At 58.9% G+C, this 22,172-nt stretch carries 25 protein-coding genes; 9 read left to right on the forward strand and 16 right to left on the reverse strand.

What is annotated here, in order from left to right; genetic code table 11:
* The coding region (locus tag GIW69_RS23460) for a DUF427 domain-containing protein (RefSeq protein ID WP_236485149.1) at positions 1-269 on the forward strand (269 nt) is incomplete at its 5' end.
* A 44-nt stretch (positions 270-313) separates the two neighbouring features.
* Here the strand turns inward: GIW69_RS23460 and GIW69_RS23465 are convergent.
* On the reverse strand, positions 314-1,936 hold the full coding sequence (locus tag GIW69_RS23465; RefSeq protein ID WP_236485150.1) for an MFS transporter: 1,623 nt from the start codon (positions 1,934-1,936) through the stop codon (positions 314-316).
* 83 nt (positions 1,937-2,019) lie between these two features.
* Positions 2,020-3,666 carry a GMC family oxidoreductase N-terminal domain-containing protein gene (locus GIW69_RS23470; RefSeq protein ID WP_236485151.1) on the reverse strand — a complete coding sequence of 549 codons (1,647 nt, stop codon included), beginning with the start codon at positions 3,664-3,666 and terminating at the stop codon, positions 2,020-2,022.
* Positions 3,667-3,798: 132 nt separating this feature from the next.
* Between GIW69_RS23470 and GIW69_RS23475 the strand changes: the two genes are divergently transcribed.
* Complete coding sequence (locus GIW69_RS23475; RefSeq protein ID WP_236485152.1) at positions 3,799-4,683, forward strand: LysR family transcriptional regulator; 885 nt, start codon at positions 3,799-3,801, stop codon at positions 4,681-4,683.
* Between the two features lie 102 nt (positions 4,684-4,785).
* Here the strand turns inward: GIW69_RS23475 and GIW69_RS23480 are convergent, their stop codons facing one another.
* The 5 genes from GIW69_RS23480 to GIW69_RS23500 all read right to left on the reverse strand — a co-directional run bounded on the left by GIW69_RS23480 (position 4,786) and on the right by GIW69_RS23500 (position 8,378).
* Positions 4,786-5,004, reverse strand: a complete 219-nt coding sequence (locus GIW69_RS23480; protein WP_236485153.1) for a hypothetical protein — start codon at positions 5,002-5,004, stop codon at positions 4,786-4,788.
* A gap of 96 nt (positions 5,005-5,100) precedes the next feature.
* A complete protein-coding gene (locus tag GIW69_RS23485) occupies positions 5,101-5,703 on the reverse strand; it encodes a hypothetical protein (protein WP_236485154.1) in 603 nt (200 codons plus the stop codon).
* Positions 5,684-6,790 carry a YhaZ family DNA alkylation repair protein gene (locus GIW69_RS23490; protein ID WP_236485155.1) on the reverse strand — a complete coding sequence of 369 codons (1,107 nt, stop codon included), beginning with the start codon at positions 6,788-6,790 and terminating at the stop codon, positions 5,684-5,686. The genes GIW69_RS23485 and GIW69_RS23490 overlap by 20 nt, the downstream gene beginning before the upstream one ends.
* 2 nt (positions 6,791-6,792) lie before the next feature.
* Positions 6,793-7,404, reverse strand: coding sequence for a glutathione S-transferase (locus GIW69_RS23495; RefSeq protein WP_236485156.1), 612 nt, complete (start codon positions 7,402-7,404; stop codon positions 6,793-6,795).
* A gap of 59 nt (positions 7,405-7,463) precedes the next feature.
* A complete protein-coding gene (locus tag GIW69_RS23500) occupies positions 7,464-8,378 on the reverse strand; it encodes a MurR/RpiR family transcriptional regulator (RefSeq protein WP_236485157.1) in 915 nt (304 codons plus the stop codon).
* Positions 8,379-8,846: 468 nt separating this feature from the next.
* Here GIW69_RS23500 and GIW69_RS23505 point away from each other — a divergent pair, with 468 nt between their 5' ends.
* From GIW69_RS23505 to GIW69_RS23515, 3 genes are all read left to right on the forward strand, one after another.
* Entirely contained in the window at positions 8,847-9,251 is a 405-nt protein-coding gene (locus GIW69_RS23505; RefSeq protein WP_236485158.1) for a TraR/DksA family transcriptional regulator, read from the forward strand.
* A gap of 628 nt (positions 9,252-9,879) precedes the next feature.
* The gene (locus tag GIW69_RS23510; protein ID WP_496570955.1) at positions 9,880-11,103 is read left to right on the forward strand and encodes a methyl-accepting chemotaxis protein; all 1,224 of its coding nucleotides are present in this window, start codon (positions 9,880-9,882) and stop codon (positions 11,101-11,103) included.
* Positions 11,104-11,225: 122 nt separating this feature from the next.
* A complete protein-coding gene (locus tag GIW69_RS23515) occupies positions 11,226-11,429 on the forward strand; it encodes a hypothetical protein (RefSeq protein WP_236485160.1) in 204 nt (67 codons plus the stop codon).
* A gap of 3 nt (positions 11,430-11,432) precedes the next feature.
* On the opposite strand, the gene GIW69_RS23520 is transcribed toward GIW69_RS23515, so the two are convergent.
* Positions 11,433-11,669, reverse strand: coding sequence for a DUF2789 family protein (locus tag GIW69_RS23520; RefSeq protein WP_236485161.1), 237 nt, complete (start codon positions 11,667-11,669; stop codon positions 11,433-11,435).
* Positions 11,670-11,701: 32 nt separating this feature from the next.
* Entirely contained in the window at positions 11,702-11,977 is a 276-nt protein-coding gene (locus GIW69_RS23525) for a hypothetical protein (protein ID WP_236485162.1), read from the reverse strand.
* A gap of 408 nt (positions 11,978-12,385) precedes the next feature.
* Here GIW69_RS23525 and GIW69_RS23530 point away from each other — a divergent pair, with 408 nt between their 5' ends.
* From GIW69_RS23530 to GIW69_RS23545, 4 genes are all read left to right on the forward strand, one after another.
* Positions 12,386-12,856 (forward strand): hypothetical protein, encoded by a 471-nt coding sequence (locus tag GIW69_RS23530; protein ID WP_496570954.1) that lies wholly within the window; start codon positions 12,386-12,388, stop codon positions 12,854-12,856.
* Positions 12,857-12,861: 5 nt separating this feature from the next.
* Positions 12,862-13,059 carry a hypothetical protein gene (locus GIW69_RS23535; RefSeq protein ID WP_236485194.1) on the forward strand — a complete coding sequence of 66 codons (198 nt, stop codon included), beginning with the start codon at positions 12,862-12,864 and terminating at the stop codon, positions 13,057-13,059.
* Positions 13,060-13,178: 119 nt separating this feature from the next.
* Positions 13,179-14,192, forward strand: coding sequence for an ABC transporter substrate-binding protein (locus GIW69_RS23540; RefSeq protein ID WP_236485163.1), 1,014 nt, complete (start codon positions 13,179-13,181; stop codon positions 14,190-14,192).
* A gap of 128 nt (positions 14,193-14,320) precedes the next feature.
* Positions 14,321-14,761: a DUF3995 domain-containing protein gene (locus GIW69_RS23545; RefSeq protein ID WP_236485164.1), complete on the forward strand. Its 441-nt coding sequence runs from the start codon at positions 14,321-14,323 to the stop codon at positions 14,759-14,761.
* 73 nt (positions 14,762-14,834) lie between these two features.
* On the opposite strand, the gene GIW69_RS23550 is transcribed toward GIW69_RS23545, so the two are convergent.
* From GIW69_RS23550 to GIW69_RS23580, 7 genes are all read right to left on the reverse strand, one after another.
* Positions 14,835-15,197, reverse strand: coding sequence for a Na+/H+ antiporter subunit G (locus tag GIW69_RS23550; RefSeq protein WP_236485165.1), 363 nt, complete (start codon positions 15,195-15,197; stop codon positions 14,835-14,837).
* Complete coding sequence (locus GIW69_RS23555; protein ID WP_236485166.1) at positions 15,194-15,472, reverse strand: K+/H+ antiporter subunit F; 279 nt, start codon at positions 15,470-15,472, stop codon at positions 15,194-15,196. The genes GIW69_RS23550 and GIW69_RS23555 overlap by 4 nt, the downstream gene beginning before the upstream one ends.
* Positions 15,469-15,957: a Na+/H+ antiporter subunit E gene (locus tag GIW69_RS23560; RefSeq protein ID WP_236485167.1), complete on the reverse strand. Its 489-nt coding sequence runs from the start codon at positions 15,955-15,957 to the stop codon at positions 15,469-15,471. The genes GIW69_RS23555 and GIW69_RS23560 overlap by 4 nt, the downstream gene beginning before the upstream one ends.
* On the reverse strand, positions 15,954-17,633 hold the full coding sequence (locus GIW69_RS23565; protein ID WP_236485168.1) for a monovalent cation/H+ antiporter subunit D: 1,680 nt from the start codon (positions 17,631-17,633) through the stop codon (positions 15,954-15,956). Before GIW69_RS23565 ends, GIW69_RS23560 begins: the two co-directional genes overlap by 4 nt.
* On the reverse strand, positions 17,630-17,974 hold the full coding sequence (locus GIW69_RS23570) for a Na+/H+ antiporter subunit C (RefSeq protein WP_003202835.1): 345 nt from the start codon (positions 17,972-17,974) through the stop codon (positions 17,630-17,632). Before GIW69_RS23570 ends, GIW69_RS23565 begins: the two co-directional genes overlap by 4 nt.
* Positions 17,974-20,892: a monovalent cation/H+ antiporter subunit A gene (locus tag GIW69_RS23575; protein WP_236485169.1), complete on the reverse strand. Its 2,919-nt coding sequence runs from the start codon at positions 20,890-20,892 to the stop codon at positions 17,974-17,976. Before GIW69_RS23575 ends, GIW69_RS23570 begins: the two co-directional genes overlap by 1 nt.
* Before the next feature lie 261 nt (positions 20,893-21,153).
* Positions 21,154-22,092, reverse strand: a complete 939-nt coding sequence (locus tag GIW69_RS23580) for a DMT family transporter (protein WP_268945631.1) — start codon at positions 22,090-22,092, stop codon at positions 21,154-21,156.
* Positions 22,093-22,172: the final 80 nt, after the last annotated feature.

The following is a 22,172-nucleotide window of genomic DNA, read 5'->3' on the forward strand; positions in this document are numbered from 1 at the left end:
CCCTGGTGTTGCACGAGGCGAATTATCCGCCTGTGTATTACGTCCCGCGCGAAGACATCGCAGAAAAATACTTCGCCCGCACCGATCACACCAGCTATTGCCCCTACAAGGGCGACGCCAGTTATTTCAGTCTGCAGGTGCCGGGGTTTGAGGGGACCAACGCGGTGTGGACGTACGAGCAGCCCAAGGTGTCGGTCGCACAGATCAAGAATTTTGTGGCGTTCTATCCGGATCAGGTGAAGTTCGAGGTACTGAAGGACGACGTTTGAAGAACCGGGGCGAAGGTCGAAATCCTTCGCCCCCGTCACTGGGCTCAGTTTTTGTCGAGATCGATGTTTTTGGTTTCACGCAAACAGATCATTCCCACCACCAGGCTCACCCCGGTGATCAACACCGGATACCACAGCCCGTAGAAAATATCCCCGGTATAAACCACGAGGGCAAACGAAACGGTAGGCAGGAAACCGCCGAACCAGCCGTTGCCGATGTGATAGGGCAGGGACATCGAGGTGTAGCGGATGCGGGTCGGGAACAGTTCGACCATCAGCGCTGCCAGCGGCCCGTAGCACATGGCCGAGATAATGATGAGCGCGACAATCAGCGCGACGATCATCGGTTTGTTGATCTGCTGCATGTCGGCCTGTTGCGGATAGCCGGCGAGGGTCACCGCGCCGCGCAGGGCGGATTCATCGAAACCGTCGAGCTTCACGTCGCCAACGCTCACCTGTACGTCACTGCCGGCCGGCGCTGCGGCGCTGGAGTAGGGCAGGCCCTGTTTGACCAGGAAGGTTTTGACCTTGTCGCACGGGCTGTCGAATTTCGCCTTGCCCACCGGATCGAATTGAAAAGTGCAAGTGGCCGGATCCGCCAGCACCGTGATCGGCGCCTGACGGCTGGCCTGATCGATAGCCGGGTTGGCGTAGTGGGCCAGGGATTTGAAGATCGGGAAATACAGCGCCGTCGCCAGCAGCAGGCCGAGCATCAGCACCGGTTTGCGCCCGACCTTGTCCGACAGCCAGCCGAAAAAGATGAAAAACGGCGCACCGATGACCACGCTGATGATCAGCAGGCTGTTGGCGACGGCCGGATCCATCTTGAGGAACTGCGTCAGAAAGAACAGCACGTAGAACTGCGCGGCATAGAAGGTCACGGCTTGCCCGGCATTGATGCTGAACAGAGCGATCAGCACGACTTTAAGGTTTTCCCATCGGCCAAACGATTCGCGGATCGGCGCCTTGCAGGTCTTGCCTTCCTCTTTCATTTTCAGAAAGGCTGGCGACTCGTGCAGGCTTAGGCGGATCCAGGTGGAAATGCCCAGCAGCACGATCGACAGCAGGAATGGAATGCGCCAGCCCCAGACTTCAAACTGGTCGCCGGTGAAGTAGCGGCACCCGAGCACCACCAACAGCGAGAGCAGCAGGCCGAGGGTGGCGGTGGACTGAATCCAGCTTGTGTGGAAACCGCGTTTGCCCATCGGCGCATGCTCGGCCACGTACGTTGCGGCGCCGCCGTATTCGCCGCCCAACGCCAAGCCTTGAAGCATGCGCAGCACCACCAGAATGATCGGTGCGGCAATGCCAATGCTGGCGTAGGTCGGCAACAGGCCGACGCAGAAGGTCGCGATGCCCATCAGGATAATGGTCGCAAGAAAGGTGTATTTGCGCCCGATCATGTCGCCCAATCGGCCGAACACCAGCGCGCCGAACGGCCGCACGATGAACCCTGCCGCGAATGCCATCAGCGCAAAAATGAACGCAGTGGTGTCGTTGACCCCGGCGAAAAACTGTTTGCTGATCACCGCCGCGAGGGCGCCGTAGAGGAAAAAGTCGTACCACTCGAACACCGTCCCGAGAGAGGAGGCGAAAATGACTTTCTGCGTGTCGTTACTGGTGACCGCGCTTGGCGTGGCTTCCATCGGCTGAGCGTGTTCTGACATATCGGTATCCCTCACAGTGATTGTTTTTGTTGTTCCACCGTTGAATCAGATGCAAATCCCCCTGTGGGTGCCTGCGACAGCGCCTACAGGGTGGGGGTCAGTTGTTTTTTTGGGGTGACGTTCCTTGTTTCTGGATTGAGGATCATCTGCGCGGCCTTCTCGGCAATCATCAGCGTAGGCGAACACGTGTTGCCGGAGATGATGCGCGGCATGATCGACGCATCGGCGATGCGCAAACCGGGCACGCCATGCACGCGCAATTGCGCATCGACCACGGAATCACCGTCGTTACCCATCCGGCAGGTGCCCACCGGATGGAATATCGTCGTGCCGATTGCTGCCGCCGCTTCGTGCAGTTGCTCCTCGCTTTGCAGGCTGGCGCCGGGCAGGTATTCCACCGGTTTGAACGTTTGCAGGGCCGGCGCGCTGACGATGCGGCGGGTCAGGCGAATGGCATCGGCAGCCACACGCAAATCCTCTGGATGGCTGAGGTAATTGGGTTGAATCAACGGCGCGTCCTGCGGATTTGCCGAGCGGATCTCGACGCGGCCACGGCTCTGCGGGCGTAGATCGCACACCGACGCGGTGAACGCCGGGAAGCTGTGCAGCGGCTCACCGAAACGCTCCAGCGACAAGGGCTGCACGTGGTATTCAAGATTCGCCGATGTTTGCTCCGGCCCCGACCGGGCGAACGCGCCCAACTGACTCGGCGCCATCGACAGCGGCCCGCTGCGGTCATACAAATAACGCAGGCCCATGCTCATTTTGCCCCACACGGTGCCGGCGATCTGGTTCAGAGTGCGGGCGTTTTCCAGTTTGAAGATCAGGCGCAATTGCAGGTGATCCTGCAAGTTGCCACCCACCCCCGGCAATTCATGAATCACACCAATGCCGAGGCGTTCCAGCAGCGGTCGCGGGCCAATCCCGGAACGCTGCAAAATACTCGGCGACCCCACGGAGCCGGCGCACAAGATGATCTCCCGACGCGCCTGGAAACTGTGCGTCTCGCCTTGCCACCGAGCGCTGACTGCCGAGGCGCGGCCATCTTCGAGCAACACGCGATCAACCTCGACGCCGGTCAGCACGGTCAGATTGGAACGGTGGCGTACCGGTTTGAGAAACGCCTTCGCGGCATTCCAGCGCACCCCGGCCTTCTGATTGACCTGAAAATAGCCGCAGCCCTCGTTATCGCCCTGGTTGAAATCGTTGACGCTGGCGATGCCACTTTGTTCGGCGGCACTGCGAAACGCGTCCAGAATCGGCCACGACAGCCGTTGTTGCTCGACGCGCCATTCGCCCGCAGCCCCATGAAAATCCGCCGCGCCGGCAAAATGGTTTTCGCTCTGCTTGAACAGTGGCAGCACATCATTCCAGGCCCAGCCCGGATTGCCCTCGGCCGCCCAGCTGTCATAGTCGCCGGCCTGGCCGCGCATGTAGATCATGCCGTTGATCGAGGAACAGCCGCCGAGCACTTTGCCGCGTGGATAGCTCAGGCTGCGGCCGTTGAGGCCTGGTTGCGATTCGGTCTTGAAGCACCAGTCGGTGCGCGGGTTGCCGATGCAGAACAGATAACCCACGGGGATGTGAATCCAGGGATAGTTGTCGCGCCCGCCGGCTTCCAGCAGGAGCACGCGCCGTTGCGGGTCGGCCGACAGCCGATTGGCCAGCAAACACCCGGCAGGGCCGGCGCCGACCACGATGTAATCGTATGCATCAAGGGAAGTCTGCATTCCCTGACCTCATTTTTTGTTTTTGTTGTCAGTCATCCTAGTTGTTAGGTTTCGTCAAAAGAATGTTAATTTTTGCGCACCCGCTGTGCGTTTTTAAACAGCGTTCGGTGTGACCGGCCAACAGGAGCGACGATGTTCGATTGGAATGACCTGCGGTTTTTTCTTGAGTTGCAGCGCAGCGGCCGCTTACTCACCGCCGCGCGCCGTTTGAACACCACTCATGCGACTGTCGCGCGGCATATCGAAGCCATCGAAAAAAGCCTCGGCACGGCGCTGTTCGTTCAGCACGCCCAGGGCTATGAAATGACCCCGGCGGGTGAGGCACTGCTTAAACACGCCGAAGCGATGGAAAACGTCGCGCTGTTGGCCCAGGAAGAAATCACCCAGTCCACCGCGCCGCTGGGCAAAATTCGTGTCGGCGTTACCGAAGGGCTCGGCATCAAGTTCCTCGCCAGTCGCATGGTCGGGTTGTTCGAGCGTTATCCGGGGCTCGAAGTGGAACTGGTCGCCGTGCCGCGCTTCGTCAGCATCCTCAACCGTGAAGCGGAAATCAGCATTCATCTCGAACGACCGGCCGCTGACATGCTGGTCACTCGCAAACTGACGGACTACCGCCTCGCGCTCTACGCCAGTCAGTCGTATCTGGACAACGCGCCACCTCTGCGCAGCCGCGACGACCTGGGGCATCACGCCTGGATCGGCTATGTCGACGACCTATTGTTCAGCCAGGAACTGATGTTCCTCAACAGCTATTGCCGCAACCCGCGTGTGGTCTTCCACAGCACCAGCGTCATCGCCCAGCAGGAAGCCGCGCGCTCCGGCCTCGGCATCGCCGTGCTGCCGTGTTACATGGCCGGCGCGGATCCGCAATTGGTGGCGCTATTGCCGGACGACAGCATTCAGCGCAGTTACTGGATCAGCACCCGCCGCGAACTGCACAAGTCAGTCCGGCTGCGGGTGGTCTGGGATTACGTCGTGCAACTGTGCGAGTCGCAGCAGGCGTTGTTGTTGCAATGACAGCCCGTTGTAGGAGCCGCCGAAGGCTGCGATCTTTTGATTGAAAAAAAGCCCGGCTGATGAGACCGGGCTTTCGTCGAGTACTGCAATGCAACTTCGTATTCAGACTGCGCGACGTTCGAGCAGACGATCTGCACCACCTTCGGCAACCTGATTGCCTTTCAGACGATCCGAACCATCCGCAGCAACGGCATCGCTGAACAGTGGATCGGTTTCAGTGGCGGCGACGGCATCGCTGAACAGCGGGTCTGTTTCAGTTGCCGCAAACGCGTTCAGTGCAAAGATCGAGAATGCGATGCCGAGGATGGTTTGGCGTTTCATGAAGTGTGCTCCGGGTTGCTGGTTGGGTTGGAGCCGATCTTACGCCGCCGCATTAATATAAGAATTTCATTGAATTAATGGCTGTTATTGACGCGATCAATGACTCGCCGGGTTATGCGCTTTTGCCTTCAATTTATTTAACGCCTCAGTAATTGCATCCTCGCGAGCCTGAAGGGCGGTGAGTGTATCTTTACCCACCATCGATTGGGCTTCTTGCACCTTATCGAGCATCACGCGGCCTTCCTTCGAACTGACGAGAATGGTCTCGGCTTGCGTTGGATTTGCGTAGGCGCGAATTATCAGATCGAGTTCGTCGTCATTGAAGCGGCTGGCATAGATGTGTGTGACCAGTCCTTTCAAGTCGTCCAGACTGATGTTGTCTCGCACGACTTTACGGATATCTTCATCCGACAACTCCGGATAGCGCGGCGAATAGTCTTGCCGGGCAACGTCTACGACGATGTTGTAATGCTCGTTCGTGATGCCGGCGTCAGTGACCTTTTCTGCCTTGTCCAGATTGGCGCCATAGGCGGTTAACGCCGTCGACATCAATAGAAACAGCGTTGCCTTTTTCGTACTTCTGAGCATGTTGTTCTTGAACCTTACGACGATGTACATGAGAGCGTTTGCCCAGTGGATGACACTGTGAGTTGGTTTCACTGGCGAAAAAACGCCATCTTTAGTCAACCAGGATTTCAAATGCTGTTCCGCCCAATCGTTCCCCGTTGACCATCACATGAACAGCATGCCGTCCGGCGTAATGCTTTCGCGTCGTCAACTCCTTTATCTGCTGGCTCCGGCTGACAAACGCTTCGCTATTCCCGCCCAGCGTCAGCCCTTTCAATTTGAAAACCTTTGCTGAAGTGCTGCCGTTCGCTTTCACGTAATCCACCGCGTAATCAATGACCAGCTTCTGGCTCTGAGTAACGGTCGACTTCACCGTAAACGATAAGGTAATACTCTCGCCAAGCCGCACGGTCGCCGGTTCAACCTTCACGTCTATCAGTTCAACCTCGGGCTTGTCGCCCGCACCAATCACCGTCAGCGCTCGGGCGTTGCCCTGTTTGATCAGGCTGCGCAATGCATGCTTTGCGATCCAGGCGGTGTGCTTGTTGCGCAGGTCCCACCCTTCAATCGCATCGAGTACCCACTCAGGGTGATCCTTGGTGATGTCATTGAGGTGGTTGGCCACGGATTTGCGCACGTAGAGACTTTCATCAGCTTTCAAACTGTCGAGAATCCTGGCGGCCAGGCGCGGATCAGCCTGCACCCGCTCCAGGCGAAACGACCAAGGCAGGCGAGGACGACTGCCTTCGCTGGCGAGGCGGCGGACGTGGTGGTTTTCATCGGTTGCCCAATCGTGCATCCGTTCCAGGGTGCGTTCGAGATCGCTGCGCAGGAAATGACGGATGGCGAATTCGGACGAACCGAACGTGGTGAAGTATTTAAGCGCGTCCATGGACGTATCGAATGCATGACCGCCGTAGCTGGCGACGTAGTGCGGCAGGCACAGGGTGACGAATCCGCTGTTCAGGCGCGGGGCGAGCGCGCGCAGGACATCGAGCGAATCTTCGTAGCCAAGCGGCAACACGGCGTGCAGGCATTCGCTGACCCGGGCCATGCGTTGCATGATCGAAAGGTCGGCGAGGCCTTCATTGGCCAGTTTGAGGAAGGCCTTGGCGTTGAAGGCCGGGTAGACCTCGCTCATTTCGCTGGCGATGTGTTGCAGGCGCGCGGTGTTGAAGATTTCTTTCAGCGCCGGTGCGGCGGTTTCAGCTGTACTCATGGTCAGGTCATCGGGCAACTTTTGAAGGCATGGAGGGTTTCGGCGTAGGCCGTGTACTGCGCAATAAGCGGGAAGCGCCCGGCGTCGACCTGATCCGCAACGACCAGGTTGGTGAAGCTCCAGGCGACGGCAAGGCTGATCCCATCCTGGGCGAGAGGGACGTCAGTGGGCAGCGGTTGTTTTTGCAGCTCATGTTCCAGAACGGTGTAGGCGGCGGCGAGTTGGCCTTCGACGCGTTCGATCCACGGTTGATATTGGATGTCGGCCGGACGCAGGTTGCGTTCGTAGTACAGCTGCACGGATTTTTCGCAAGCGGCCAGGCTCAGGCCAATCAGGCGCAATGCCCGCACGCGCTGGCTCAGATCGTCGGGCATCAGGCTGGCGACCGGGCGGGCGACGGCTTCGAGGTAGTCGAGGATCAGCGTGGAGTCCATCAGCACTTCGCCGTCGTCAAGCACCAGGGTTGGCGCCTTGACGGTCGGGTTGATCTGCTGGAAGCGCTCAAAGTGGCGGAACACCGACACCGGCTCGTGCTCCAGTTCAATGCCAAGGCACTTGGCGGAAATCGCCACGCGTCGTACGTAGGGTGAGTCCAGCATGCCGATCAGTTTCATGACGCGTTTCTTCTTGTCGAATCGGGGAGGCTCAACCCTAGCCGAACTTGTGAACGGTGTCAGTCTTCGAATCCCACTTGTTCGTGAATCTCTTCCACCTTCAACCCCAGCCGCGTCGCTACAGCAATAAACAGTGCCTGACACAGGCACAATGTCGCGCTTAACGAGCGGAATGCAAACGAGCTGCCTTCGTTCACCAACAATGCCGCGTTGGCGCCTTTGGCCAGCGGCGACACGCTGCTGTCGGTAATGACAACTACCTTTGCCTGTTGCTGCCGGGCGTAGCGCAAACAGTGTCGGGTTTCTTTGGCATAGGGGATGAAGCTGATGGCGATGACTAGGTCGTTGGCGCGTACGCTGCGCATTTGCTCGCGATAGCTACCGCCGAGGCCGGAAACCAAGTGAATGCGTTTGTTTGTGTGTTGCAAGTTGTAAACGAGGTAGTCGGCCACGGCGAAAGACCGGCGCACGCCGATGACATAGATGTTGTCGGCATTGACGATCAAGTCAGTGGCTTTTTCGAACGCGGTATCGTCCAGCTCTTCATGTAACCGTTCGATGCCAGACAGCGTGGCGTCGATGCATTCGCGAGCCAGTTGGGCTGCGCTGGTGTGCCGGGATTTGTCAGCGATCATGCTGCGTACGCGTTGCTGGTAGGTCTGCACTGGTGTGGTTTTGTGGGTGTAGGCCTGGCGAAACAATGCCTGCATTTCACTGAAGCCGCTGAAACCGAAGCGTTGCGAGAAGCGCACGATGGCGGACGGATGCACTTCGCATTCGCGGGCGATGTCGCTGATGCGGTCGACCATGATCCGGTCACTCTGGCGGCTCATGTAGCTGGCGATACACTTGAGCTGGCGGGGCAGCAGATCGTATTCGTCGGCGATCATTTTGAGCAGGCGTTCGGCATTCATCGCCGGGCTGGCGGGCTCGGCAGCGCACTCGTCGACGGCCGGCTGACTGGTGCTGGGCATGGACAATCCTTTTTGACGAGTTCGAGCGCGACTGAGGCTGGCGCGCTCTTGTTGATCGGAGGCGAGCTGTCGCAGTCTAGGCGGGGTCTGGAAGAAAATCTGCACGTTGTTCGGCAGGATTCAGTGCTGAAACGATGCACTGCGGGCTCTTTCTACTCAGACAAGCTACTGAAATTTTGGCGCGCTTTATCCGTTTGTCTTCTATATAAGGCCGCTCGACTGAATTTCTTGCTATAAACGCACTCCGACCATTGCGGTAACGCTTGTGTCAGAGCAGTTTCCAAACGTTGTCGGACAAATTCACAGGATTTCCTATTGCTGACACTCCAAGTCGGCCGTAGACTGCCGCCCCTCGTAAATTGAGTGCCGGGTGGCGCTTGCAATACACGGCGCCTTTTCGAGGATCAACAGAGATCCTCCGGAAAGCTCCCTAATTCGCCTTAATGCACGTTTTTTATAGAGATATCAATGACAAAGGACAAGTTGCTGGCCATGCCGGCAGATGACTACATGAACGCCGAGCAACACGCTTTTTTCAGCGCGCTGTTGCAGAACATGAAAGTCGAAACCCACGAGCGCATTGAGCAGAACCGTATCGCCATCGAAAGCCTGGACACCCCGGCCGATCCGGCGGATGCGGCTTCGGTTGAAGAAGAGCGCACCTGGCTGGTCAATGCGATCGATCGCGACCAGCGCATGTTGCCGCAACTGGAACAAGCCCTTGAGCGCATCAAGGAAGACAGCTTTGGCTGGTGCGACGACAGCGGCGAGGCGATTGGCTTGAAACGCCTGCTGATCAGCCCGACCACCAAATACTGCATCGAAGCTCAAGAGCGTCACGAGCAAATCGACAAGCACCAGCGCCAGGCCTGAATTCCCGGGTGACCCTCGAATCACAGGGGCGCCTTGAAAAGATCGCAGCCTTCAGCGGCGCCTACAGAGGTTTACACGTAACCCTGTAGGCGCCGCTGAAGGCTGCGATCTTTGCTTTTGCTCGTCTGCAGAACTCACTCGGTTCCATTGACCGGCTGCAAACCCACGACTAACGGACCATGGATAATGGCGTTGTAGTGGCGTTTAATGCAGTCACAACAATGAGAACAATCGTGGGGTGATGAAGATGACGAGAGATGGATCTCTGGTTGGGGCTCTGCCTGCACCAGTGCTGATGACCAAAAACCGCTGGTTGGCGCCCACGCTGCAAAGCATTGCCCTGATGCTGTTGTTGGCGGGCATGACGCTGGGCGGTTGGTCGCTGTACATCGGCATGCCCGTGGCGGTGCTGATCGTCTGGCTGCCGCGCCTGCGTTCTCGAAGCAGCCCCGAAGCAATGCCCGTCGATACCGGCAGCGCCATTGCCGAACTGACCCGCGACCTTTCTTGCACCACCAGTCACAACGCGTTGTCGGCGGCGGGCGTGGCGTTCTCGGTCAAGGAATTGGCCAGCAAGCTGCAATCCCAACTTGATGCGGCGGCGCAGATCGTCCGCAATGCCGAAGTCATGATCGCTACCGAACACGCCACTTCGCAGCTCAGCCGCCAGGCATTGGAGGCGGCCAGCGAAGCGCATCAGAGCAGCGCACAAGGGCGCACTGAACTGGTCGAATCCATCGGGCGAATGCATCAACTCAGTGAGCGCGCCAGTGCCAGTCGTGAATTGATCGAAGCCTTGAGTCAGCGCAGCGACGACATTCAGCGTGTGACGCTGGTGATTCAGTCCATTGCCAGCCAGACCAATCTGTTGGCGCTTAATGCCGCTATCGAGGCCGCGCGGGCCGGAGAGCACGGCCGTGGTTTTGCCGTGGTTGCCGATGAAGTGCGGGGGCTGGCTGCCCGCACGGCGGCTGCGACAGGCGAAGTCGGTGAGATGGTGGCTGACATCCAGCAACGCACCGCGCAAGTGGTGGAGCAAATTCGCCAGCTTTCCAGCGATTTGCGGGTCGGCGTCCAGCAGGTCGAACACACCGGCCAGCATCTGGAAAACATCGCACGGCTGGCAGCGGGCGTGGAGAACCAGGTCGGCGAGATTGCCCGCGGCGCCGACACCAATCGCGAACAGCTCGACAGCCTGTTCACCGCCATCGAACACATGCGCAGCGACTTGGCAATCAGCGATCAACAGACCCGTCGCCTGGCCGAGGCGGCGGTGCAGATGGAAGGGCAGGCGGAAAGCATCAGCGAGCGATTGGCCGAAGTCGGCCTGGATGACTATCACCAGCGGGTCTACGATCTCGCCCGGGAAGGCTCCAGGCAGATCGCCGCTCGGTTTGAAGCGGATGTCGAACAGGGCCGCGTCAGCCTCGATGACCTCTTCGACCGCCAATATCAGCCGATTGCCGATACACAACCGGCGAAATTCCAGACCCGTTTCGACCGCTATACCGATCAAGTGCTGCCGGCCATTCAGGAACCGTTGCTGGCGCGTCACGAAGGGCTGGTATTTGCTATCGCGTGCACGCAACAGGGTTATGTGCCGACGCACAATCAGGCTTTCAGCCAGCCGTTGAGCGGTAACGTGCAGGTCGACACCGTGAACAATCGCACCAAACGCAAATTTGCCGACCGCACTGGCATCCGCTGCGGGAGTCATCAACAGCCGGTGCTATTGCAGACGTACACGCGCGATACCGGTGAGTTGATGCACGATTTGTCGGTGCCGATCATGGTTAAGGGGCGGCACTGGGGCGGTCTGCGGTTGGGCTATAAACCGGAAAGTGCGCGATGAATATATGCCGTCATTGTTACCGTGCCTGCAACGAAGCTGTGCAGGGCGCCCGCTGTTTTCCATAGAGGGAAGTCATTACCCTGTCGACTTAGTTAGGTAGCTAATGAAGTTGAGAGGTTGATATGCAATGCAGGGTTGATGTTGCCGTGATGATCGGCAGCGGTGTTCCCGCCGGCTTACGTGCCATGGGGCGGAGCATTTGTTGGGTGGTGTTGCTCAACGGCGAACGCCGCGGCACGGCGTTCGCCAGCCGTGATGAGGCGGAGGAGTGCAGGGCTGCCTGGTTGGCACAATTGGGTGCCGGGCCTTGTGACAGCCTGCATTGAATATCAAGCGCCGCTGTGCAGGCGCACGTTCAGCTCATCGACCATCAGCGCCTCTTCGCCGTCGGCCCGCAACCACTCTTTGAGCAATGATGCCTGGGAGGGTGTCCAGAAATCCGCATCGATCAGCTTGGTGTTTGCATCCAGTGGGTGGCTTTCGATGAAATCGTCGATGGCCGTGCCTTCAGAGGGCAGGCCCAACTGATCGAACAAGGTTTGCAGGTCATGTGCAGGCTGTTCCATTGTGTGCTCCTTTGGCGGTGGACGATGTCTCTTCATCTGAGGCATGAGTTGGCCAGGAGTTCGATCCGCGATTCAAGCGAACGGGCCAGCGCACAGGCTTCGTTGTGATCCCCTCGGAAACCTCTTACAAGACCGGTCGATATTTCCTTGATATGGAAAAAGGCGTTGCCGGCGGGGACGACCTGAAAGCGTGGTCGCCAATGGTCTGCGTCCAAGCCTGTAAATCCCTGCATATTCGCAATATGCAGCGCAATGGCAGGCTTCGAACGAGCGTCGGCAGGGTGGCCGAAGTGAGTCAGAGTGCACATATGAAGTCCTTTTCATGTCTTGGCCTATGTTTGCGGGCCGCTTTGGGTAGTCGTAACGAGCGATGGTGCTCTAGAATCGCCCGTGCCTGTCGGCGATAGGTGGTTATCTAAAGCAATTTTTTACGTGCGATATGTCGGAAAAGTACTTTTTTTCGTGGGTTTTTTCCCTAAAGTTTGTAGTCAGCTTTCTCTGGCCGTCATTGAGGCGTTTTCCTTCAACCTCTGGCGAATGTCGGAGCAGGTATTGCGAGTGATATTCCAGTAGGCTTGCGAACCTCGCGATGAATAAAACGCTGTACTTCATTCAGGTTTTTGATGCGTGTCATTCGGCGGTTCAGCCGGCCTGACCGTTTATTTGCCGTGCGCGTTTTCCGTGTGCCGGTCTTTTTCAATTGTGGGGATGGTTCTTTGGCAGTCAGTAATCTCGATATGCACGCTTTGTTCGTGTTGGGTGATTTGCGTGCAAAGCTGGTCAAGCAATTTCAATCGCGTTTTGTTTACATCACCGAGCAAAACGCCGAAGGCTTTTATGCCGCCGAGCTCGACACCGAAAGTGCGCTGGTGGTCGATGACAAACCCGGACTGAAACTGAAGGTTGGCGATCATTTCAGCGCCACGGTGCTGCCTAGCCGTGAAGGCGGAAAGCTCGACATTCGATTCCGAGACATCAAGCTGACCGTCTATGGCCTGGGCGACTATGCCTTCGTCACTACGGCTGGCGGCGAAGCCATTGTGTTCAAGGAAGGTCACAACGTAGTAACCGTGTTCGCGGCGCACGCACAATTGCAGGAAGGTCTGACCAAAACCCTAAAGGCCGTTACCGCCAAGGCCGCGAAATGGCGCAAGGGCGAACTGGTGACCTTCAAGGCCAGCGAGTGACTATCGTGGGTCGCGCCGACTTTCATTTGCAGAACCTCGATAGCGCCCGTGAAGAAGCCGAGCGTCTGTACGCCGCAAAAGCCCGGCTGCAGAGTGCCTGGCTGGGATGGGTGGCGTCGCAGGTCTACTCATTGCAACCGGCCGCCTACGCCAGCATGGTCAGACGGGAGTTGCAGCGGTTGCAGGAAAAGTCAGAAAAGTAGTCATCATCCTCGCCTCGCTGCTAAATAGCAGGAACCTCTACTACAGTCAGTGGACTGAAGTAATCAGAGGCTTGCGGTCTTCTCTCAGGCCATCCTGTGAACAGCACGAGGTGCAATGCATGAACGGATTTCGACGGTTGCTCGCCGCCAGCCTTACCACAGTCGGGCTGCTGATATCAGCGGCGGCGGCTAACGCTGCGCCGGCGACGATTCATTTTGCGGACCTGAACTGGGAAAGCGGCAGCCTGATCACCGACATCCTGCGAACCATTGTCGAGAAGGGCTACGGTCTGCCGACAGACACGTTGCCGGGCACCACTATCACCCTTGAGACCGCGCTCTCCAAGAATGATATTCAGGTCATCGGCGAAGAGTGGGCCGGGCGCAGCCCTGTGTGGGTCAAAGCCGAAGCCGAAGGCAAAGTGGTCAGCCTTGGCGATACGGTAAAGGGCGCCACTGAAGGCTGGTGGGTGCCGGAGTATGTGATCAAGGGCGACCCTGCAAAAGGCATCAAGCCGCTGGCGCCGGATCTGCGCAGTGTCAGCGATCTGGCCAAGTACAAGGACGTGTTCAAGGATCCCGAGAACCCGAGCAAGGGCCGGTTCCTCAACAGTCCCATCGGCTGGACCTCGGAAGTGGTTAACAAACAGAAGCTGATCGCTTACGGTTTGCAGGACGACTACACCAATTTCCGTAGTGGTTCAGGTGCGGCGCTGGATGCGGAGATCAGTTCGTCGATCCGTCGGGGCAAACCGGTGCTGTTCTACTATTGGTCGCCGACGCCGCTGCTCGGCCGCTTCAAACTGGTTCAACTCGAAGAGCCGCCGTTTGATGCTGAGGCCTGGAAAACCCTGACCGACGCCGACAATACCAACCCGAAGCCGACCCGTTCGTTGGCGTCGAAGCTGTCTATCGGTGTGTCGACGCCGTTTCAGAAAGAGCATCCTGAAATCGCGGAGTTTTTCAGTAAAGTCGATTTTCCGATCGAACCGCTGAACAAGGCGCTGGCCGAAATGAGCGAGAAACACACCCCGCCGCGTGAGGCTGCACTGGCGTTCATGAAAGCGCATCCAGATGTTTGGCAGGCGTGGTTGCCCAAGGACGTTGCCGACAAAGTCTCCGCCGGCCTGTAACACGCTCTATAGGAGCAGCCTGCGGCTGCCCCACATTGATTGAGATCTGCTTCACCGCCGACCGGTCGTGCAGGTGCAAAAAAGCCGACTAGGATGTCTGGTTCAAATCCCTTTCAAGGATTCTGACCATGACCTTTGTGTTGGCTCAATGGCTGGTGACGATATTCGCGATGATCGGTTTGGTGCATGTGTATTGGGCGCTTGGCGGCCAATGGGCGGCGGTGGCAGTCGTTCCGCAGGTTCCCGTGGAAGACGGTGGAACGAGATTGCGACCGGCCTTCAAGGTGTCAGGCTGGGTTACGTTGATCGTGGCGGCAGCATTGATGTTAATCGCCGTGCTGGTGTGTCTGCGGGTCGGCTGGTGGATGCCGGTGGTGCATCACCGATTTTTGCAATGGGTCATCAGTGCGATTGCGCTGCTCATGTTTGCGCGCGCCATCGGTGATTCGAATCTGGTCGGATTCTTCAAAGACGTGAAAGGTTCGCGTTTTGCGCGTCTTGATACCTGGGTGTATTCGCCGTTGTGCACGCTGCTGGGGGCGGGGTTGTTGGCGGTGGCCTGGAGCTGATCGTGCGAAGGGTGAAACGCCAATCCCTGCGGGAGCGTGGCTCGTCCGGGACATAGGCACTACGGAACCTGGATCAACTCCCGCTATCGGTTCGGCGACTACTCACCTCGACCGGCACATCATCCCCTGCCATCCGCTTGCGAAAGAGCGCTGCCCGCGCCAGCAGCAACGTAGTCACCGGCATGGTAATCGACAGCAGGATCGGAATCAGCCAGGCATGCAATACCGGCCCGGATTTCAGCGCGGAAAAGCAAATGATCGACGCCAATGCCACGCACCACGCGCCAATGGTTGAGGCCAGTGCGGGTGGGTGCATGCGCTGGAAATAATCCTTCATGCGCAACAGGCCGACCGCGCCGAGCAAAGCGAATACGCCGCTGAGCACCAGCAGGATCGCCACCAGGATTTCCACCCACAGAGACAACTCTGCGTTCATTCGATCACCTCGCCACGCAGCAGGAATTTCGCCAGGGCAAACGAGCCGACGAAGCCGAACAGCGCAATCAGCAGCGCCGCCTCGAAGTAGGTGTCACTGGCATAACGAATGCCCAGCGTCAGCATCATCAGCATGGCGACGATGTACAGGTAGTCCAGCGCCAAAACCCTGTCTTGTGCCGACGGGCCTTTGAACAGGCGAATAAGTGTCAGCACCATTGCCATGGAAAACAGGAACAGCGTCAGCAGTATCGCGTTCGACAGCAACGGGCTCATTCGAAAATCTCCATCAATGGCCGCTCATAGGCTTCCTTGAAGTGCCGGATGAATTGCGCTTCGTCATCCAGGTCGAAAATGTGCAGTAGCAATACGCTGCGATCCAGCGCCAGCTCCGACCACACTGTGCCGGGAATCACCGTTGTGATCATCGACAGGGCCGCCAGACCATTGGCATCGCGAAGATCCAGCGGCACCTTGATGAACCGCGAGCGAGGCGGTCGGCGCCCGGCGATCAATACACCCCAGGCCACGGCAAGGTTGGAAACGATCACATCCCGCCCGACCAGAAAGCACAGGCGCAGGATAGATCCAGAACGACGGATGTGAACGCGTTGCGGGCGCAGCTTGCGCATCATCAGCGGTGCGCAGAAACCCAGCGCGGCGCCGAGCAGCAGGTTGCCGGGGCTCACTGACACGTTCAACACCAGCCATAGCAGCCACAATGCCAGCGACAACCAAGGTGCGGGAAACAGGCGCTTCATGGCTGCACCTCCACCAATGACGCTTTGGCTTCAGGGCTTGGGACGGCGCGAGTACCCAGCACCGCCATCACGTATTGCTGCGGATTGTTCAGTGTGTCGGCGGCGGCCTGGGTGTATCGCATCAGCGGTTCAGCCTTGAACGTGAGGGCAATGCACAGGCCCAGCAGCAGGAAAATCGGTGTGCATTCCAGTTTGCGCAGGGCGGGCGAAGGGCGCTCTTCAGGCGTCCAGAATCGCTGGATGCCCAGACGCGAAAAAGCCATCAGCGACGCCAGGCCCGAGAGAATCAACAGTGCCATCAGTGCCCATGCGGCGGTCGACACCGGTTCGTCCGCACCCAGTCCCAACGGATCAAGCAGGGCGGCGATGAGGCTTAATTTGCCGATGAAACCGGAGAGCGGTGGCATGCCGATTATCAGCAGGGCGCAGGCGATGAAACTCAAACCAAGAAACGCCATCGTCCACGGAATGACCTGGCCGACCACGGCCTTTTGTTCGTCATCCAGATTGATGCCTTTGACCAGCGCTGCAACAGCCTGCGCACGAGGCAGCAGTTCGCTTTCGTCTTCCAGCGGTACTTCGATGGCCGAGCGGGAGCGTTCGATCAGCTCCGCCAGCAAGAACAGTGCGCTCAACGCAAGGGTCGAGCTGACCAGATAGAACAATGCAGCACCGATCAGGTTCGGCTGGGCGAAACCGACCGCTGACAACAGAATTCCCGCCGACACCAGAATGCTCAGGCTGGCCATGCGCTCAAGGCGCCGCGCGGCCAGGATTGCCACGCCAGCGCAGGCGATTGTCGCCATGCCGCCGTAGATCAGCCAGTCGCCGCCAAAATACGCCGATGCTCCGGCCTGGCCAGAGAACAACAGCGTCCAGAGTCGCAGCAGGGTGTAGACGCCGACCTTGGTCATGATCGCGAACATCGCTGCAACCGGCGCACTGGCCGCAGAGTAAGCGGGCACCAGCCAAAAATTCAGCGGCCACATGCCGGCCTTCGCAAGGAACGCCACCGCCAGGATCCCGGCGCCTGCGTGGAGCAAGCCACGGTCGGCTTCCGGCACCAGCGGAATCTTCATCGCCAGATCGGCCATGTTCAACGTGCCGGTGACGCCATAGATCAATGCCGCGCCAATGAGGAACAACGACGAGGCCAGCAGGTTGATCGAGATGTAATGCAAACCGGACGACACGCGTGCGCGGCCGGAGCCGTGGAGCATCAAGCCGTAAGAGGCGGCGAGCAGCACTTCGAAGAACACGAACAGATTGAACAGGTCGGCGGTCAGGAACGCGCCGTACAGACCCATCAATTGAATCTGGAACAGCGCGTGGAAACTAGAGCCGGCGCCGTCCCAGCGGGCCATCGCGAAGAGCAGGGCGCTGACACCGATGATTCCGGTCAGTACCAGCATCAGCGCCGACAGGCGATCGACCACCAGCACGATACCGAACGGCACCTGCCAGTTGCCCGGCAGGTAAACACCGATGGAACCGGGCACGCCGGTGGTCTGCGTCCATTGCAGCAGCATCACCGATATGCCCAGGCCGACGATGCTGGAAAAGAGGTTGATCTTGCGTTTGAGCGGCCGGTGCCGCTCGCCCAGCATCAGCATGATCGCGGCGGTCAGCAGCGGTAGCAGGATCGGTGCGGCGATCAGGTGGGTCATCGCCATCATTCTTTGGGCTCCCGGCCATCCACATGGTCGGTGCCGGTCAGCCCCCGGGACGCCAGCAAGACCACCAGAAACAGCGCGGTCATGGCAAAGCTGATGACGATCGCAGTCAGCACCAGTGCCTGTGGCAATGGATCGGTGTAATGGAGTAAATCCTGAGGCACACCGTCCTTGATGATTGGCTCTTTGCCGATGAACAGGCTGCCCATGCTGAAGATGAACAGGTTGACGCCGTAGGACAGCAGGCACAGCCCCATGACCACCTGGAATGTCCGTGGCCGCAGAACCAGCCAGACGCCAGAAGCGGCGAGCACGCCTATGGCGATAGCGATGACTTCTTCCATCAGATCGCTCCTTTCGCTGCGACGGACTTGGGTTGCGCCGCAGTCTTGTGGCCACGCACCGATTGGTGGGCGAGGGCGGTGAGGATCAGTAGCGTTGAACCGACCACCACTGCATACACACCGACGTCAAAGAACAGCGCGCTGGCGACGTGGATATCGCCCAACAGCGGCAAGCTGAAATGCCAGGTGTGAGTGGTGAGGAACGGATAGCCGACCGCCATCGCGCCCAGCCCGGTGGCGGTGGCGAACAGCAGTCCGGTGCCCATCCAGCGCAATGGCCGCAGACTCATTTGCGCCTCGACCCATTGGGTGCCGGCAACCATGTATTGCAGGATGAACGCCACCGACATCACCAGGCCGGCGACAAAGCCTCCGCCCGGCTGATTGTGCCCGCGCATGAACAGGTAGAAAGACACCACCAGCGCAATCGGCAGCAACAGGCGCACCAGCACCGCCGGCACCATCATGAAGCCGAGAGCGGTGTCACTAGCCGAGCGCGGGTTGACCAGATCGGTGACCACGTCAGGTGCGAGCAGGCGTTGCTGGGCCGGCAATTGCAGGCTCTCTTTCGGTGGGCGGAAGCGACGCAGCAGGGCGAATACCGTCAACGCCACCGCGACCAGAACGGTGATCTCGCCGAGTGTGTCGAAACCGCGGAAATCCACCAGCATCACGTTGACCACGTTGCTGCCACCGCCCTCGGGCAGGGCGCGACTGAGGTAGAACGAGGAAATATCGTTCGGCGTCTGCCGGGTCAGCATCGCATAAGACAGCAGGGCCATGCCGAGGCCGACAGCGCCCGCCAATAACAGGTCGCGCAAGCGACGAATCCTCGCCTTGCGCAAGACGCTCGGCAATGGCGAGACTTCTTCGATCCGTCGTGGCAGCCAGCGAAGGCCGAGCAAAATCAGTACTGTGGTCACCACTTCGACCACCAATTGCGTCAATGCCAGATCCGGTGCCGAGAACCACACGAACGTAACGCACGTCATCAGGCCGCAAACGCTGACCATGGTCAGGGCGGCGAGACGGTGATACTTGGCCTGCCATGCGGCGCCAAGGGCACAAGCGATCGCCAGCAGCCACAGCGTCACGAAGACGACCGAGCCGGGAATCTTCGGCCGGTCGCCCCAGCTCAGGCTGCTGTGCAACATTGGAATCAAACCGGCCAGCACCGCCGCAAGCACCATCAGGAACAGTTGGGTTTGCAGGCGTCTGGTGCCAATCCGTCGTTCGAGGCGGCGACCCAGACGCATCGCAATCACCAGGCTGCGCTCGAACAGGCGCTTGCCATTGAAGCGGCCCACCAACGGCGGATATTTGAAGCGCCCGTGCTTGAACTGATTGCGCAGCAACAGGTAGAGCACAATGCCGCCGGACATGGCGATGAGACTCATGATCATCGGTGCGTTCAAGCCGTGCCAGATCGCCAGGCTGTACTCTGGCAGTTCGCCGCCAACTACGGGCAACGCGGCGGCGGCCAGCAACGGGCCGACGATTTGTGCCGGAAAGATCCCCACCAACAGGCAGGTGAACACCAGCAACTCTACCGGCGCGCGCATCCAGCGCGGTGGTTCGTGCGGAGTGTGCGGCAGGTCGGTGGCGGTCGGGCCGAAGAACACGTCAACGGTGAAGCGCAGGGAGTAGGCGACGCTGAACATGCCGGCGATGGTCGCGATAATCGGCAGGCTCATTTCCACCCACGCCGTGGCGTTGATGAACACGGTTTCGGCGAAGAACATCTCTTTTGAAAGGAAGCCGTTGAGCAACGGCACCCCGGCCATCGAGGCGCTGGCGACCATGGCCAGTGTCGCGGTAAATGGAATCAGTTTGAACAGGCCGCTGAGTCTGCGGATGTCGCGTGTACCACTTTCGTGGTCGATGATGCCGGCCGCCATGAACAGCGAGGCCTTGAAGGTCGCGTGGTTGAGAATGTGGAACACGGCAGCCACGGCGGCCAGCGGGCTGTTCAGGCCCAGCAGCAGGGTGATGAGCCCCAGATGGCTGATGGTTGAATAGGCCAGCAAACCCTTGAGGTCGTTCTGGAACATCGCGCAATACGCGCCGAGCAGCAACGTACAGGCGCCGGCGCCGCTGACGATGTAAAACCATTCTTCACTGCCGGACAGCGACGGCCACAGTCTCGCCAGCAGAAACACCCCGGCCTTGACCATGGTCGCCGAGTGCAGATACGCCGAAACCGGCGTTGGCGCCGCCATGGCGTGGGGTAGCCAGAAGTGGAAGGGAAATTGCGCGCTTTTGCTCAAGGCGCCGATCAGGATCAGGGGTAACAGAACGGGGTAAAGGGCATGTGCGCGAATCAGATCGCCGGCGGCCAAGACCCTGTCGAGGTCGTAGCTGCCGACCACATGGCCGAGAATCATGACCCCCGCCAACAGACACAAGCCGCCCGCGCCGGTGACCATCAGCGCCATGTATGCACCGCGTCGGGCGTCCGCACGGTGATGCCAGTAGCCGATCAGCAGGAACGAGAAAAGGCTGGTCAGCTCCCAGAAGAACGCGATCTGGATCAGGTTGCCGGAGATTACCAGGCCAAGCATGGCGCCCATGAAGGCGAGAAAAAAAGCGAAGAAACGCGGCACCGGATCGTCCGGCGACATGTAATAGCGTGCATATAAAGAAACGAGGGTGCCGATGCCGAGTACGAGCATCGAAAAGAGCCAGGCGAAGCCGTCCATGCGCAGAACAAAGTTCAGGCCCATGCTCGGAAGCCAGAGGAATTCTTCGCGGATCACGCCGCCGTGGGCGATTTGCGGATACAAAAACGCAACCTGGAGTGTGCCGATGAGGGCGACCAGGCCAGCCAGAAGGGATTCAGCGTTACGGGCGTTATGCGGCAGCATGGCCGCGACACAGCTGCCGATGAAAGGCAGGAGCAGTAGAACTATCAGGGACATAGGCTTCTAATCTGCGGAAGTTTGTGAAGCATCATACGTGCCAGCTCCCTGATTACCAAACGCGAGGATGTCTCAGAATCCTACAAAGTAGTCGTGAAATAACTGTTCGGCTTTGTTTCAGGCAAATAACACTGAGAAAAAAGATCGCAAGGAACGCGGAGGTCCCGGGCAGCATTCCCACGCGGAGCATGGGAACGATCAGCCCCAGCAATACTGCGATCAATCGAGCTGCCGGAGGCTGCGATCTTTTGATCCTGGCTTTTACATTCCAGATTCGCGCGAAAGCTCGTCCTCGGTTTGCTCAACATCCTTCCCCTTGGTCTTCAGCTCACTGACAATCACCGCAGCCACAATCAGCCCCGCGCCAAGCAACGCAATCGCCGGCAAACGCTCCCCGGCGATCCGCCCGACAATCCCCGCCCATACCGGTTCGCCAGCGTAGATCAACGTCGCTCGGGTCGGAGAAACGCTTTTTTGCGCCCAGTTCATCGCGACCTGAATTGCCGCGCTGGCAGCCCCCAGCCCTAACGCGGTGGCGAACAGTAACCAGGAAAAATCCGGAATCGCTTCGCCGGTCGGCACCACCATCAAAAAGGCCAGCGCCGACGTCACGGCCAGTTGCACCACGGTCACCCGGCGGACATCGACCTGGCCGGCATAATTGCTGATCAAAATGATCTCGGCGGCAATTGCGATGGCGCTAATCAGCGTGACGATTTCGCCGGGGCTGAAATTCAGCGATGCTCCGGACGGCCCTGATAACAGCATCAACCCGGTAAACGCCAGCATGATCCCGATGCTGGGCATCAGCCCCGGGCGACGGCCCAGCACCAGCCATTGCAGCAACGGCACGAAAGGGACGTATAACGCGGTGATAAACGCCGACTGACTGCTGGGAATGGTTTGCAGGCCCACGGTTTGCAAGCCATAACCGAGCATGATCGCCACGCCAATAAAGGCACCGGCCTTGAGTTCAAACAAGGTCAGTTCACGCATATGCCGCCAGGAAAACAACGCCACCAGGCACGCTGCCGCCGCAAAGCGCAGGCCGACAAAAAACATCGGCCCGCTGACGGTCATGGCGTGTTGCACAAGTAAAAAGGTGCCGCCCCAGATCATGGTGATCAGTACGAGCACTAACTCAGCCTTGCTGAACCGGGGGAAACGGAGGGGAGTGTGTCGGGTGTTCACTGGCGTCATGACCTTGCGCACGATGGGAGGCAGACGCACAATGCGTCAAATGTTGCGCAGTATACTGCTCAACCCTACTGAGTGAGCAA

It is taken from the genome of Pseudomonas syringae, assembly GCF_021605415.1.
Lineage (GTDB): Bacteria > Pseudomonadota > Gammaproteobacteria > Pseudomonadales > Pseudomonadaceae > Aquipseudomonas > Aquipseudomonas syringae_S.